Genomic DNA, 13,723 nt, shown 5'->3' with positions numbered 1-13,723 from the left:
GCTACGACCCCGTCACCCACCAGGCCAACAACAAGATCAGCACGCCCGCCGACACGCCTCTGGCGGCATAGAGGTTGACTCAGGAAACTCATGCGCTCACCCCCAGGCAGTCGCGCAGCCGGATCAGCCCGTCGCGCATACGGGTCTTCACCGTGCCCAGCGGCACGGAGAGCAACTCGGCCACCTCGCGGTAGGCGAGCCCCCGGTAGTAGGCGAGCGTCACCGACTGGCGCTGCAACTCGGTCAGGGTGCGCAGACAGCGGCGTACCTGCTCCCGCTCCAGCCGGGCCTCGACCTGCTCGACGACGTCGTCGAATGCGGGCGTCCCGCCGAGCCGGGCCGCCTTCTGCTCGCGCTCGGCGGCGGCCTGCGCGGACCGCACCCGGTCCACCGCGCGGCGGTGGGCGAGGGTGAGGGTCCATGTCATCGCGGAGCCCCGGGACGGCTGGAAGCGCGCCGCCGTACGCCACAGTTCGACCAGCACCTCCTGCGTCACCTCCTCCGACTGCGCCGGATCGCGCAGCACGCTGCGCACGACACCGAGTACGGGCCCGCAGACCGCGTCGTACACCCGGGAGAAGGCTTCCTGGTCGCCGCGCGCGACCCGTACGAGCAGTTCGTCGAGCCCCGGACCTGCCGGTGGTGCCCCTGCGATGTGTACGGCTTCCCTCACGCGCGCTCCCCTCGCCCGGTCTTCCTTCTCTTATACGGAGCTATACGGAGCCGGAGCCCGCCTTGACTGCACTTGCGCCCAACTTTTTGCCCGGCAGGTGGCCCGGGAGCGCGCGCAGGGCCAGGAACACCAGCAGCCCGATCGGCGACAGCAGGATCGTGAGCACCAACAGCGGGCCCATCAGCAGCGGATGAAGACCGAGCTGGCGCCCCTCGAGGTACATCCATTGCCCGATCAGGAGATCCCAGGCGATGACCTGTGCCCAGATGGCCCCGGCGCCGTCCGCGTGTGCGACCAGGTCCCGGAAGGTTTCGAGGTCGGGCTCGCGTACAGCGGTCCACAGCTCCGGGAAGACCGGGACGGCGAGGCCGAGATACACGAGCAGGATCGGTACGGCGGTCAGTGGCGACGCGGCGATCCGGGCGGTCCAGCGCCACCGCGGTGCGAAGATCATCAGCAGCCAGAACGGTGCCGCGAGCCAGAAGGACACCTCGAAGAGGACGGTGGTCATGCGGAGAACTCCCTTTCGGTCGTGGGCTCGGGCGTCGGAACGGGGGCTCTGCGGAGGGACGCGTACGCCGCGGCCGCGCCGCAGCCGAGGATCAGAGCCGCGGCGCCGAGCGTCGCCCCGTCGGGGTGGATCAGGGGCTGGCCGCGCATCGCCTGCCAGGTGACCAGGACGAACACGGCGGCGTATGCACCGGAGGCCACGAGTACCAGCCGGAGCCGCACCCGCTCGTCGCGCAGTGCGGGGAAGCGCGGGGCCAGTGCGAGGAGCGCGAGCAGGAGGAGCGGCAGCAGTTGAAGGGCGTGCATGCCGACGAAGTGCGGGACGCGCAGATCGCCGCCGGTCGTCGACCAGCCGGTCAGTGGCATGGACGGCCCGCCGTCCGCCACGCCGACACTGTGCGCACCGACCACCTCGGAGGTGGCCCGGCTCTGCCCGGGTGCGGGCTGTGTCATCAGGAATCCGATCGCGGCTCCGGCCAGGGCGATCAGCGTGCCGAGCCGCAGGGCCCAGGCGGACGCGCGGTCGGCGAGCCGGGACCGGAAGAGCAGGACGGCGACGAGGAGCATGGCGACCCACAGGACCACGATGGTGCCGCCCATGATCTGGAAGAGCAGTGAGTCGAAGGGCGTCTCGTTGTTGAAGTGGCTGCGCTTCCCGCGGATCACCTGTCCCACGATGATCGCCATCTCGATCACGCTCGCCACGGTGATGACCGTTCCCGCCCACCAGCCGACGCGCCGGGCGCGGGGAAGCAGCGACAGCATCCAGGCCAGCGACAGGCAGTAGGCGATGAAGGACACCGAGAACTTGAACGGCTTGAACCAGATCGGCGAGCCGACGAGGACCCGGTCGTCCACGACGAGGCCGATCGCCGAGACGACCGCTAAGACGGCCATGGCCCCCGAGAAGACGACCAGTGGCCGGTGCCAGGCGGACAGAGACATGGGACACCCCCCGTAATGGATAGTGGCACTCTCCGCTATCCGATAGGGGAACTATCTATGATGGGGTGTCGAGTTGGCAAGGCCGGAAAGGTGAATGCACGGTGCGCATCGGGGAGTTGAGTCGCAGGACCGGAGTGTCCGTTCCGACGATCAAGTACTACGTACGCGAGGGACTGCTCCCCGCCGGCCGGCTGTCGAGCCCGAACCAGGCGTCGTACGACGAGACGCACGAACGGCGGCTCCGCCTCATCCGGGCCCTGCTCGACATCGGCGGGCTCTCGGTCGCGGGGATCCGGGAAGTGCTGGCGGCGATCGACGACCCCGGCCAGTCGGTGCACAAGGTCCTGGGAGAGGCGGTGCACCTGCTCGTGCCGCGCTACGAGGCGGATCCCGATGCCGCGATGATCGCGGCCCGAGCGAAGGTGGCCGCCCTGATCGAGAGGCGGGGCTGGGAGATGGATGCCGAGGACAGCCAGTCGGAGGCGCTGGCTGCGGCACTGGCGGCGCTGGACCGCGTCGGATACGGCAGCTATGCGGAGGCGGTCCTCGACGACTACGCCGACGCGGCGGAGAAGGCGGCGCGGGCCGACCTGGCCTATGTCGGGCGCTCCGTGGCGCGCGAGGACATGGTGGAGAGCTCGGTGGTCGGGACGGTGCTGGGCGAGGCGATGCTGGCTGCGCTGAGGCGCATGGCGCACGTGGACGCGTCCGCCCGGACGTACGAGACGGAATGACGCAGTGGGGGCGCGCCCCGGGGGGCGCGCCGCGCACATCCCCGCCCGCGCCGGAGCGCTCAGGGCGGGAGCGCCAGGGGGTGCGAGCCGGGTGGATCCGGAAAGGGGGCCTTACGCAGCCTGCTCCTGCTCGCGCTCGACCTGCGCGTTCCAGTCCCGCTTGATCGCGCGCCACGCCTCGTCCGACTTGCCCAGGCGCCAGTAGCCCGAGATCGACAGCCGGGCGGCGGGGACGCCCCGCTCCAGGCGGAGGAGGCGGCGCAGCTCCTTCACCGCGCCCGCCTCGCCGTGCACGAAGGCGTGGACGTCGCCGGCGGGGAAGTCCAGCTCGCGGACCGCCGCGACGAGGGCCTCGCCCACGGGCCGGTCGCCCCGGTGCAGCCAGGTCACCGTGACCCCGTCCGGCGTCGCGATCTTCTGCTGCTCCGCCGGCCCTGCCACCTCCACGAACGCGTGGACGACGGCGCCCGCAGGCATCTGCTCCAGCGCCGCGGCGATTGCCGGCAGGGCGCTCTCGTCGCCCGCCAGCAGATGCCAGTCCGCGGCGGCGTCAGGGGCGTAGCCCCCGCCGGGGCCCAGCAGCCGCACCGTCTCGCCCGGCTGGACGCGCGCCGCCCAGGGGCCGGCCAGGCCCTCGTCGCCGTGGACGACGAAGTCGATCGTCAGCTCGCGGTGGACCGGGTCCCACGCCCGCACCGTGTACGTACGGTTGGTCGGCCACTGGTCGCGCGGCAGTTCCTCGCGGATGCGGGCCATGTCGAAGGGCTCCGGGTAGGTCACGCCCGGCGCGGGGAAGACCACCTTGACGTACGCGTCCGTCGATCCGTCCGTGCCGAACGAGGCGAGGCCGTCGCCGCCGAGCACGACGCGCACCATGTGCGGGGTGATCCGTTCCGTACGCAGCACCTGCGCCTCATGGGCCTGCGGTGCCTTGCGGGCGGGGTTCTCTGCCACGGCGGTCTCCCAGGGTCGTGCGAGCGTGTGCGTGCGATACGCGGACGTGCCGCGTGACTTAGGCTTGCCTAAGTTAACATCACGCCTTGAGCTCCACCAGCAAGCGGTGCACGACCCGGCCCAGTCCCCACCGCGCCGCCAGCTCCTCCAGCCGCTCCGGATCACGCGCCTCCTTCGGCAGCGCCGGATCGAAAGCCGGCAGCGGTACGTCACCGGCCACCCGTACCACCTTCGGCGCCACCGCGACGTACGCACGCGCCTCGTCCAGCCGCTTGCGCTGCGAGGGCGTCAGCGAGGACGCCGGATCGTCGACGGCCGCCATGATCCCGGCCAGGTCGCCGAACGTGGCGAGCAGCTTCGCCGCCGTCTTCTCGCCGATGCCGGGCACCCCCGGCAACCCGTCGCTCGGGTCCCCGCGGAGCAGCGCCAGATCCGCGTACCCGGGCCCGTCGACCCCGTACTTCTCGCGCAGCACCGCCTCGTCCGTGGCCTGCATCATCCCGACGCCCTTCAGCGGGTACAGCACCCGCACGCCCCGCGCGTCGTCCACCAGCTGGTACAGGTCCCGGTCGCCGGTCACGATGTCCACAGGCCCCGCCGCGCGCCCGGCGAGCGTGCCGATGATGTCGTCCGCCTCGTACCCCGCGACACCGACCCGTGCGATGCCGAGCGCGTCCAGCACGTCCTCGATGATCGGGACCTGCGGGGACAGCGTGTCCGGGACCTCCTCCTCGTCCGGGCCCGTCTCGGTCTCCACCGCCACCCGGTGCGCCTTGTACGACGGAATCAGCTCCACCCGCCAGTGCGGGCGCCAGTCGGCGTCCATACAGGCCACCAGCTCGTCGGGGTGGTGGTCCTGGACCAGTCTGGTGATGAATTCGATCAGCCCGCGCACGGCGTTGACCGGCGTGCCGTCGGGCGCGCGCACGGAGTCGGGGACCCCGAAATATGCGCGGAAATAGAGGGATGCGGTGTCGAGGAGCATCAGGCGTCGCGTCACAGTCCGATGATGCCGCACCCCGATGACAGCGACCCGCGGCACGCGACATCAGGGGCAGCCCTCGGCACGCCCACCGGGAGTGCCCCTCGGCCAGTCGACCAGTCGGTGACCTGCGCGTGAACTGGATCACTTTCCGTTTGCCCCCGGCATACCCGGGCAGGCGCGACGCCGGAGCGGACCCCATTGCGCCCTCAACCAGCCACTTCGGCCGGAACCGGGCGCAAACCATGGGTAAGCGGGCCGAACCCGCCCGCTCCACGGCCCGCAGGCGGGGGATGCGGGCCGTTCTCGGTTCAACGCGTGAGGTCTATGTGTCCAGGCTTGAAGCCGAGCACCTGTACAAGGTGTTCGGCAAACGACCCGACGAGGCGGTACGGAAGCTCGAGAGCGGCGCCGGCCGCGACGAACTCCGTGCCGACGGAACAACCGCAGCGGTGATCGACGCGTCCTTCACCGTCGAGCCCGGTCAGATCTTCGTCGTCATGGGTCTCTCCGGATCCGGCAAGTCCACGTTGCTGCGCATGCTCAACGGGCTGCTGGAGCCGACCGCCGGACGCGTCCTCTTCGACGGTGAGGACCTGACCACCCTGAGCGCCCGCGACCTCCGCACCGTGCGCTCCACCAAGATCAGCATGGTCTTCCAGCACTTCGCGCTGTTCCCGCACCGCAGCGTGCTGGAGAACGCCGCCTACGGCCTGGAGGTGCAGGGAGTCGCCCGTGCCGAGCGCGAGCGCCGCGCCGCCGAGGCGCTGGAGCTGTGCGGCCTCGCCGGCTGGGAGAAGTCCTGGCCCGACGAGCTCTCCGGCGGTATGCAGCAGCGCGTGGGCCTCGCCCGCGCGCTCGCCACCGACGCCGATCTGCTGCTGATGGACGAGTCCTTCAGCGCCCTCGACCCGCTGATCCGCCGCGACATGCAGGACCAGCTGCTCGAGCTCCAGAAGCGGCTCAAGAAGACGATCGTCTTCATCACGCACGACCTCAACGAGGCCATGCGCCTCGGCGACCGGATCGCGGTGATGCGCGACGGCCGGATCGTCCAGCTCGGCACCGCCGAGGACATCCTCCTGCGCCCCGCCAACGACTACGTGGCGTCCTTCATCCAGGACGTGGACCGCACCCGCGTCCTGACCGCGGCGGCCGTCATGACCGAGCCGGGCCCCGACGTGGACGACTGCGACTGCGAGACCGTCACTCCCGAGACCCTCGTCGCCGACGTGTGCGCGGTCAGCGCCCGCGTCCCGCACCCCGTGGCCGTGAGGAACGCGGCCGGCAAGGTCGTCGGCGTCGTCCCGCAGTCCCGGCTGATCGGCGTCGTCGGCGACGAGCGCGACGAACGCGGCGAGCCGGTGCCGTGCGCCGTCCCGGCCCAGCGGCCGAAGGAGGTGGCCGCCCATGCCTAGGCTCCACCCCGGCCAGTGGGTCGACAGCGGTGTGGACTGGCTCCAGTCCCACCTCTCCTGGCTGTTCGACGCCATCAGCAAGCTCGTCACCGGCATGTACGACGGCATCGACGCGGCGCTCTCCGCGCCCCAGCCGCTGCTCTTCGCCGGCATCCTCGCCGTCGCCGCCTGGTGGCTGCGCGGTCTGCTCGCGGGCGTCCTCGCCTTCGCCGGATTCGCCCTGATCGACTCGATCGAGCTGTGGGACGACGCCATGTCGACCCTGTCGCTCGTCCTCGTCGCCACGATCGTCACCCTGGCGATCGCGGTGCCGCTCGGCATCTGGGCCTCCCGCTCGAAGGCCGTCAGCGCCGTGACGCGGCCGGTCCTGGACTTCATGCAGACCATGCCGGCCATGGTCTATCTGATCCCCGGCATCATCTTCTTCGGCGTCGGTGTGGTGCCCGGCATCATCGCCACCATCGTCTTCGCCCTGCCGCCCGGCGTGCGGATGACCGAACTCGGCATCCGCCAGGTCGACAAGGAACTCGTCGAGGCCGCCGAGGCCTTCGGCACGACCCCGCGCAACACCCTGCTGCGCGTCCAGCTGCCGCTCGCGCTGCCCACGATCATGGCCGGTATCAACCAGGTCATCATGCTCGGCCTGTCCATGGTCGTCATCGCGGGCATGGTCGGCGGCGGCGGCCTCGGCGGCGCGGTCTACCGCGCCATCGGCAACGTCGACATCGGCCTCGGCTTCGAGGCGGGCATCTCGATCGTCATCCTCGCCATGTACCTGGACCGGATCACCGGCGCGCTGGGCCGCCAGGTCTCGCCGCTCGGCCGCCGCGCCCTCGCCAAGGCGAAGGCCCTGACCGGCGGCATGAAGATCTGGAACTACCGCCCCCAGCCCGTCGTCGCCGTCACCGGTGCCGTGATCCTCGCGCTCGTCGCGGGCGGCATGGGCATCTTCGGCGGTGCCAAGTCCGCCGGCACCTCCGACGCCTCGGACGTCGGCCAGGGCAAGAAGATCTCCATGGGCTACATCCCCTGGGACGAGGGCATCGCCTCCACCTTCCTCTGGAAGGAGATGCTGGAGCAGCGCGGCTTCGAGGTCGACACCAAGCAGCTCGAGGCCGGCTCGCTCTACACCGGCCTCGCCGGCGGCCAGATCGACTTCCAGACCGACTCCTGGCTGCCCGTCACCCACGCCCAGTACTGGGACAAGTACCAGGACAAGCTGGAGGACCTGGGCTCCTGGTACGGCCCCACCTCGCTGGAGCTGTCCGTCCCCGCGTACATGGAGGGCATCGACTCCCTCGACGACCTCAAGGGCAAGGCGTCCGCCTTCAAGGGCCGCATCATCGGCATCGAGCCGAGCGCCGGAATGATGGGCATCCTCAAGGACAAGGTCCTGAAGGAATACGGCCTGGAGGGCGAGTACAAGGTCGTCGACGGCTCAACGCCCGGCATGCTCGCCGAGCTGAAGCGCGCGTACGACAAGAAGGAGCCCATCGTCACCACCCTGTGGTCGCCGCACTGGGCCTACAGCACGTACGACCTGAAGAAGCTCAAGGACCCCAAGGGAACCTGGGGCAAGGGCGACGGCGTCCACACGCTCGCCCGCAAGGGCTTCTCCGCCGAGAACCCGCAGGTCGGCAAGTGGCTCAAGAACTTCACGATGACCGAGGAGCAGCTCACCGGTCTCGAGGCGAAGATCCAGGCGACCGGCAAGGGCAAGGAGCAGGAAGCCGTCCGCGCCTGGCTGAAGGACAACCCCGGCCTCGCCGACAAGTGGACCCCGGTCGCCAAGGCCGGCAGGGCCGCGGACGGCAAGGACGAGCGTGAACGCGCCCTGAACGTCGCCTGGTTCCCGTGGGAGGAGGACATCGCCGCCACCTACCTGTGGAAGGCGGTCCTCGAGGAGCGCGGATACCGGATGAACCTCAAGCAGTTCGAGGTCGGTCCCATGTACACCGCGCTGTCCCGCGGCCAGATCGACGCCCAGTTCGACGGCTGGCTGCCCAGCACCCAGAAGAAGTACTGGGACGCCTATGGCAACAAGCTCACCGACATCGGATCGTGGTACGGACCGACGTCGCTGGAGATCGCGGTCCCCTCGTACGTGAAGGGCGTCGACTCCCTGGAGGACCTCAAGGGCCGCGGGGGCGAGTTCAAGGGCCGGATCATCGGCATCGAGCCCGGCACCGAGACCATGAACATCCTCAAGAGCAAGGTCCTGCCCGGCTACGGCCTGGACAAGGAGTTCACGGTCGTCGACAGCTCCACGCCCGGCATGCTCGCCGAGCTGAAGCGCGCTTACGCGAAGAAGGAGCCGGTCGCCGTCATGCTGTGGACCCCGCACTGGGCCTACAGCGAGTACGGGCTGACCAAGCTGCAGGACCCGAAGAAGCTGTTCGGCGAGGGCGACCGCATCCACACGGTCGCGAGCAAGGACTTCCCGAAGCAGTACCCGCAGCTGACGAAGTGGCTCAAGGACTTCAGGCTGAGCGAGAAGGAGCTCGCCGGTCTGGAGAACGAGATCCAGAAGCGCGGCACGGGCCATGAGGAGGAAGCGGTCAAGGCCTGGATGGAGCAGAACCCGGGCATCGTGGACCGGCTGGCACCTCAGTAGAAGACCATCCCTCTCCCCCCACCGGTAGGGCCCCGTCACATACAGTGGCGGGGCCCTCACCGATGGGGGGACCCCAGGCGAGGCTCTGGGGCGCCTGTGACAACTGTGCGAATCGGTGCCCGGAATCTGCGTAAGGTACAGACAAGGAGGGAGGGAACGCAGCCATGGCAGACAAGGAAACACTCCGCGTCGGCTCCGCCGTCCGCAGACGCCGCAAGGCCCTCGACCTCACGCTGGCCGCCGTCGCCGAACGCAGCGGCCTGTCCGTGCCTTTCCTCAGCCAGATCGAGAACGAGCGGGCCCGGCCCAGCATGCGCTCCCTTCAGCGGGTCGCCGAGGCGCTGGGGACCACCGCCGCCGAATTGCTGGCCGCCGCGGACTCGGCCCGCATCGTCGATGTCGTCCGCGCGGACGACCCCGCCGCCTCCGGCGCCGTCGCGGGCGTACGGTCCCTCGTGCGCGGCCACCACCAGCTGCACGCGGTCGAGTACACCGGGGAGCAGGACGCGGACCGGGAGTACCAGCACCGCAACGACGAGCTCATGTACGTCGCCGACGGGGCGGCCGAGATCGAGGCCGAAGGCCGTGCCTACCGCCTGGAGAAGGGCGACACCCTCTATCTGTCCGGAGGCGTGCGCCACCGGTGGCGCGCCACCAGGCCGGGCACCCGCCTCCTCGTCGTCGCCGTCCGCGAACACATCGAGCCCGGACCGTGAAGCGGGTCGTCTCACTGGTTCCGTCTCTCACCGAGGCCGTCGCGGTCAGTGCGCCCGGACTGCTGGCCGGTGTCACCGACTGGTGCAGCCACCCCGCGGACCTCGACGCGGTCCGGGTCGGCGGGACCAAGAACCCCGACCTCCCCGCGATCACCGCCCTCGCCCCCGACCTCGTCATCGCCAACGAGGAGGAGAACCGGGCCCCCGACATCGCCGCCCTGCGCGCCGCCGGACTCGACGTCCTCGTCACGGAGGTGCGGACACTGCCGCAGGCCTTCATCGAACTGGAGCGCGTCCTGCGGGCCTGCGGAGTGGGCCGGCCGCGCTGGATCGACGAGGCGCAGGCGGCATGGGCGGCCGTCGAGCCGGGCGAGGTGCGGCGCGCGGTCGTGCCCGTCTGGCGGCGGCCCTGGATGGTCCTCGGCCGCGACACCTTCGCGGGGGACCTGCTTGCCCGACTCGGCGTCGAGAACGTGTACGCCGGGCACCCGGACCGCTATCCCCGCATCCCGCTCGACGAGCTCAACGCGGCGGGCGCCGACCTCGTCGTCCTGCCCGACGAGCCCTACCGCTTCACCGCGGACGACGGGCCCGAGGCCTTCCCCGGACTGCCCGCCGCGCTCGTCGACGGACGCATGCTCACGTGGTACGGCCCGTCGCTGGCGACGGCGCCCGCGGCGCTGCGAGCAGCGCTCCGCTGACCAGCCCGCGCAGCGTACGGACCCCCGCCACGGCCCAGGCCCCGAGGAGGAGCACGTACAGCCCCACCGCCAGCCACTTCAGGGTGAGCAGACCCGTGTGGGCGGCCAGCCCCGCGGCGCCCGTGACACAGGTGCCGACCGGGAAGGTGAACGCCCACCACGTCATCGCGAACGGCATCCCCCTGCGGGCCGCGCGGATCACCATGAGCCCGGCCAGGACCAGCCAGAGCAGGGCGAAGCCCAGCACCGGAACCCCGTAGACGACCGCGAAGACGCTCAGCCCGCTCGCGTACGGCGCCGAGACGGCCGCCGGCGCCACGTCTGCGAGCTTGTTCACCGCGGTCGTCGACTGGCCCAGCGGACCGAGGACCAGGAACAGCGTCGGGGTGAGGGCGAGCGGCAGCGGACCGTGGCGGACGAGCCGGGTGAGGACGAACGGGAGGATCACCAGCACCGCCAGCAGGCTCAGCCCGAACATTCCATAGCAGGCCACCAGCATCGCCTCGCGCCACGGACCGGCGGGCAGCCGGTCCACCAGCATCGGGCCGGCCGCCGCGGACACCATCGGGGCCACCACGGGCAGCAGCCACACCGGCGATGCGTTGTCCGGGGCGAGCTTGCGGCGCGTGATCATCAGATACGGGATCGCCACGGCGGCGGTGAGCGCGGTGAGCGTGCCGACGCCGAAGAGGGCGGCGCCCGCCACGGTCGCCGTCCCCTCGCCGACGACGCCCGGCCCGACCGAGAGCGTGCCGATGCCGACCGCGAGCAGCGCCATGGCGAGACAGCCGTAGAACGGGGCGACCGCGGGGTCGAGCAGGTGTGCGCGGGCCTGGTCGCGGTGGTGGATCCAGTGGCCGGCGCGGGCGACGAGCAGGGCCACGAGCAGCAGTGCGGACAGCACCCACACCGCCTCGCACGCGGGCTGCAGCCCCGGTGGCCGCACCGGCAGGGCCGCACCGGCGTTGGCCACGATCGCGGTGCCCATCACGGTGGCGTACCAGTTCGGTCCGAGTCCGCGGAGCGAGGGGAACGAGCGGGGAGCGGGGAGCGGGGACGGCGCGAAGGGTGAGGGCGGCTCGGGAAGCGGCGGCGGCTCGGTGACCGTGGCGTGGACCATGAGGCCAGCCTTTGCCTTCGTACGGGCTCCCACCAGGGATGTCTTTTCTATGCCCCCATAAGCTGGCTTTATGAGCGAAGAGCGACAAGGCCTGCTGGCCCACCGGGTGCCCGACCTCGGCGCGCTGGAACTGCTGCTGGCCGTCGCCCGGCACGGCAGCCTCGGGCGTTCGGCGCGTGAGCTGGGCATCACCCAGCCCGCCGCGAGCAGCAGGATCCGATCCATGGAGCGGCAGCTCGGCGTCGCCCTTCTCGAACGCTCGCCGCGCGGCTCCCGGCTCACCGACGCGGGGGCGCTCGTCACCGACTGGGCGCGGCGGATCGTGGAGGCGGCGGAGGCATTCGACGCGGGCGCTCAGGCGCTGCGGGGGCGCAGGGACTCGCGGCTGCGGGTGGCGGCGAGCATGACCATCGCGGAGTACCTGCTTCCGGGGTGGCTCATCGCGCTTCGGGAGGGACGTCCGGGCACGGCGGTGTCGCTGCTCGCGGGCAACTCGGCGGCGGTCGCGGAGCGGCTCCTGCGCGACGAGGCCGACCTCGGCTTCGTCGAGGGGCTCGCGGTGCCGGCCGGCCTCGACGGGGTGGTCGTCGGCCATGACCGGCTCGTCGTGGTGGCAGCGCCCGGGCACGCATGGGCGCGGCGCCGCACGCCGCTCCCGCCCCAGGAGCTGGCGGCGACCTCGCTGGTGCTGCGCGAACGCGGCTCGGGCACCCGGCAGGTCCTCGACTCGTCCCTCGAGGCGTACGGGGGGCTCGCCGAACCGCTCCTCGAACTCGCCTCCACGACGGCGGTGAAGGCGGCGGCGGTCAGCGGTGCGGGGCCGGCGGTCCTGAGCGAACTCGCGGTGACCGAGGAACTCGCCTCCCGCCGGCTGGTCCGCGTGCCCGTCGAGGGCGCCCCGCTGCGCCGCGACCTGCGGGCGGTCTGGCCCGCGGGCCACCGCCCCGCAGGCCCGGCGCGCGACCTCCTCGCGCTCACCCGCCGGGCCGCTCCGGGGTAGCCGTCGGACCGTCGGCCGGGCCGTGTCCGGTGGGCGGAGCCCAGGCACAGGCCAGGGAGCCCCCGATGAGACCGAAGAGCAGCCCGAGCAGCAGACCCCCGAAGTTCGCGACGGGGAAGGAGACGAGAGCGAGCAGCAGGGTCGTGATCCCGGCGAACACGCGCGCGTGCTGCTGGAACCAGAGGGTGAAGCCCAGCACGAGGAGCAGGACCCCGATGACCAGCGACCCTGCGCCCGCCGTCGTGGACAGGGCGAGGGGGATGCCGCTGAGGCTCAGGCGGACGTACGGGAAATAGACGATGGGCAGGCTCGCGGCGAGCGTGAACAGTCCCGCCCAGAAGGGTCGTTCGCGGCGCCATGCCCGGAATCTCGTTCCGTTGCCGGCGATCGTGGTGCGTACGTCCGGACGTTTGCGGAAGAGATGCTGGATGATCACGTGTGGTTCCCTGTGCCGGGGGGTCAGGGGCACTCGCGGTTGCCCTGCTCGACGCGCAGCCTGAGGTCGGGGATGTTGAACGTGGCGGCCGAGAGCGCCACCGCGGTCACCCGCACGTCGGTCAGGGAGACCGACTCCGCCTGCTGGGCGACGCCGTCGGGATCGAAGAACCGCGAGTCCCGGTCGTCGGGGTTGATCGGGCCCTTGGTCACCGCGCCGATCGCCACTCCGATGTCGAGTTCGTCCAGGTCCGCCTGACCGACCGACACGGACGTCGCGTCGATGAACAGGTTCTTCGCGACGGCCCGGCCGTCGTTGCCACCGGTGAGCCTCAGCGTGTACGGGCCCAGCACCGGGATGGGTACCACCACGGACTGGCACAGGCCGCTGATCTTCGCATGGCGGAAGCCGTTGACCACGACGGGCACGAGGGTGCCGTTCTTGGCCACGTCCACCATGCCGTAGATGCTGAGTCCACGAGCGTCCAGCGTGTCCGCCGTGACCTGGAACTTCCGTCCGGAGATGAGGAAGGACGCGGCGAGCGCCCCCTGGGCCATGCCGATACCGAGAGCCGCGGCGGCCGTGCTGCTCAGGACCAGGACGGCGGCGAAACGCTTCCAGCGGGTCCTGCCGAAGCCGCGCGACATTGCGTCTCCTCCGGTCAAGTGAGGTGGGCCCGCCGGTACCGGGCAGCGGAAAGCGACGTCCATCGGTGGGTGACTGAGCCCAGGCTGGCGGGCGCCCGTTCCGTCCGCACGTCAGGCCGTGCAGACGGGTGATCGGCTCCCCGACGCAGCTTGCGGAGGACACACCGCGGCGGAGGCGGGAGGCGGCCGACGCGGAAGGCAGAAAGGACAAAGGGGGAGGGGGGAGACCGTGGGGAGGCAAGCACACCAGGCCCCCTACGCCCCATGCGGCCT

The 13,723-nt window shown here is 71.1% G+C and carries 14 protein-coding genes; 6 read left to right on the top strand and 8 right to left on the bottom strand.

Annotated features, from left to right (window positions below):
• Positions 1-88 precede the first annotated feature (88 nt).
• From ACFV9O_RS27670 to ACFV9O_RS27660, 3 genes are read right to left on the bottom strand one after another with little or no spacing between them, the layout of a single operon-like run.
• The gene (locus ACFV9O_RS27670; protein ID WP_385422393.1) at positions 89-673 is read right to left on the bottom strand and encodes a sigma-70 family RNA polymerase sigma factor; all 585 of its coding nucleotides are present in this window, start codon (positions 671-673) and stop codon (positions 89-91) included.
• 40 nt (positions 674-713) lie between these two features.
• Positions 714-1,184: an ABA4-like family protein gene (locus ACFV9O_RS27665; RefSeq protein WP_385422391.1), complete on the bottom strand. Its 471-nt coding sequence runs from the start codon at positions 1,182-1,184 to the stop codon at positions 714-716.
• Positions 1,181-2,128, bottom strand: a complete 948-nt coding sequence (locus ACFV9O_RS27660) for a hypothetical protein (RefSeq protein WP_385422389.1) — start codon at positions 2,126-2,128, stop codon at positions 1,181-1,183. The genes ACFV9O_RS27665 and ACFV9O_RS27660 overlap by 4 nt, the downstream gene beginning before the upstream one ends.
• A 101-nt stretch (positions 2,129-2,229) precedes the next feature.
• Here ACFV9O_RS27660 and ACFV9O_RS27655 point away from each other — a divergent pair, with 101 nt between their 5' ends.
• Positions 2,230-2,862, top strand: coding sequence for a MerR family transcriptional regulator (locus ACFV9O_RS27655; RefSeq protein ID WP_385422387.1), 633 nt, complete (start codon positions 2,230-2,232; stop codon positions 2,860-2,862).
• A 111-nt stretch (positions 2,863-2,973) separates the two neighbouring features.
• Here the strand turns inward: ACFV9O_RS27655 and ACFV9O_RS27650 are convergent, their stop codons facing one another.
• A complete protein-coding gene (locus ACFV9O_RS27650) occupies positions 2,974-3,816 on the bottom strand; it encodes a siderophore-interacting protein (protein ID WP_385422386.1) in 843 nt (280 codons plus the stop codon).
• Positions 3,817-3,895: 79 nt separating this feature from the next.
• A complete protein-coding gene (locus ACFV9O_RS27645; protein ID WP_385422401.1) occupies positions 3,896-4,801 on the bottom strand; it encodes a 5'-3' exonuclease H3TH domain-containing protein in 906 nt (301 codons plus the stop codon).
• A 290-nt stretch (positions 4,802-5,091) separates the two neighbouring features.
• Here ACFV9O_RS27645 and ACFV9O_RS27640 point away from each other — a divergent pair, with 290 nt between their 5' ends.
• The 4 genes from ACFV9O_RS27640 to ACFV9O_RS27625 all read left to right on the top strand — a co-directional run bounded on the left by ACFV9O_RS27640 (position 5,092) and on the right by ACFV9O_RS27625 (position 10,247).
• Complete coding sequence (locus ACFV9O_RS27640) at positions 5,092-6,216, top strand: glycine betaine/L-proline ABC transporter ATP-binding protein (RefSeq protein WP_385422399.1); 1,125 nt, start codon at positions 5,092-5,094, stop codon at positions 6,214-6,216.
• Positions 6,209-8,830 carry an ABC transporter permease/substrate binding protein gene (locus ACFV9O_RS27635; RefSeq protein WP_385422385.1) on the top strand — a complete coding sequence of 874 codons (2,622 nt, stop codon included), beginning with the start codon at positions 6,209-6,211 and terminating at the stop codon, positions 8,828-8,830. The genes ACFV9O_RS27640 and ACFV9O_RS27635 overlap by 8 nt, the downstream gene beginning before the upstream one ends.
• A gap of 164 nt (positions 8,831-8,994) precedes the next feature.
• Positions 8,995-9,546 (top strand): helix-turn-helix domain-containing protein, encoded by a 552-nt coding sequence (locus ACFV9O_RS27630; RefSeq protein ID WP_385422383.1) that lies wholly within the window; start codon positions 8,995-8,997, stop codon positions 9,544-9,546.
• Positions 9,543-10,247 (top strand): helical backbone metal receptor, encoded by a 705-nt coding sequence (locus ACFV9O_RS27625; protein WP_385422381.1) that lies wholly within the window; start codon positions 9,543-9,545, stop codon positions 10,245-10,247. The genes ACFV9O_RS27630 and ACFV9O_RS27625 overlap by 4 nt, the downstream gene beginning before the upstream one ends.
• On the opposite strand, the gene ACFV9O_RS27620 is transcribed toward ACFV9O_RS27625, so the two are convergent.
• A complete protein-coding gene (locus ACFV9O_RS27620) occupies positions 10,186-11,367 on the bottom strand; it encodes a TDT family transporter (protein ID WP_385422379.1) in 1,182 nt (393 codons plus the stop codon). The two genes, ACFV9O_RS27625 and ACFV9O_RS27620, sit on opposite strands and share 62 nt — an antisense overlap.
• A 70-nt stretch (positions 11,368-11,437) precedes the next feature.
• Between ACFV9O_RS27620 and ACFV9O_RS27615 the strand changes: the two genes are divergently transcribed.
• Positions 11,438-12,367, top strand: coding sequence for a LysR family transcriptional regulator (locus ACFV9O_RS27615; RefSeq protein WP_385422377.1), 930 nt, complete (start codon positions 11,438-11,440; stop codon positions 12,365-12,367).
• On the opposite strand, the gene ACFV9O_RS27610 is transcribed toward ACFV9O_RS27615, so the two are convergent.
• A complete protein-coding gene (locus ACFV9O_RS27610; protein ID WP_385422375.1) occupies positions 12,342-12,803 on the bottom strand; it encodes a DUF6114 domain-containing protein in 462 nt (153 codons plus the stop codon). The genes ACFV9O_RS27615 and ACFV9O_RS27610 overlap by 26 nt on opposite strands.
• Before the next feature lie 23 nt (positions 12,804-12,826).
• Entirely contained in the window at positions 12,827-13,450 is a 624-nt protein-coding gene (locus ACFV9O_RS27605; protein WP_385422373.1) for a DUF6230 family protein, read from the bottom strand.
• Positions 13,451-13,723: the final 273 nt, after the last annotated feature.

It is taken from the genome of Streptomyces sp. NPDC059909, from assembly GCF_042730885.1.
Lineage (GTDB): Bacteria > Actinomycetota > Actinomycetes > Streptomycetales > Streptomycetaceae > Streptomyces.
This window is presented reverse-complemented; position numbering and strand designations above follow the sequence as displayed.

Coding starts and splice junctions, on each gene's coding strand:
- ACFV9O_RS27665 (WP_385422391.1), bottom strand. CDS start 1,184: ATGACCACCGTCCTCTTCGAGGTGTCCTTCTGGCTCGCGGCACCGTTC.
- ACFV9O_RS27660 (WP_385422389.1), bottom strand. CDS start 2,128: ATGTCTCTGTCCGCCTGGCACCGGCCACTGGTCGTCTTCTCGGGGGCC.
- ACFV9O_RS27645 (WP_385422401.1), bottom strand. CDS start 4,801: ATGCTCCTCGACACCGCATCCCTCTATTTCCGCGCATATTTCGGGGTC.
- ACFV9O_RS27640 (WP_385422399.1), top strand. CDS start 5,092: ATGCGGGCCGTTCTCGGTTCAACGCGTGAGGTCTATGTGTCCAGGCTT.
- ACFV9O_RS27635 (WP_385422385.1), top strand. CDS start 6,209: ATGCCTAGGCTCCACCCCGGCCAGTGGGTCGACAGCGGTGTGGACTGG.
- ACFV9O_RS27630 (WP_385422383.1), top strand. CDS start 8,995: ATGGCAGACAAGGAAACACTCCGCGTCGGCTCCGCCGTCCGCAGACGC.
- ACFV9O_RS27620 (WP_385422379.1), bottom strand. CDS start 11,367: ATGGTCCACGCCACGGTCACCGAGCCGCCGCCGCTTCCCGAGCCGCCC.
- ACFV9O_RS27615 (WP_385422377.1), top strand. CDS start 11,438: ATGAGCGAAGAGCGACAAGGCCTGCTGGCCCACCGGGTGCCCGACCTC.
- ACFV9O_RS27605 (WP_385422373.1), bottom strand. CDS start 13,450: ATGTCGCGCGGCTTCGGCAGGACCCGCTGGAAGCGTTTCGCCGCCGTC.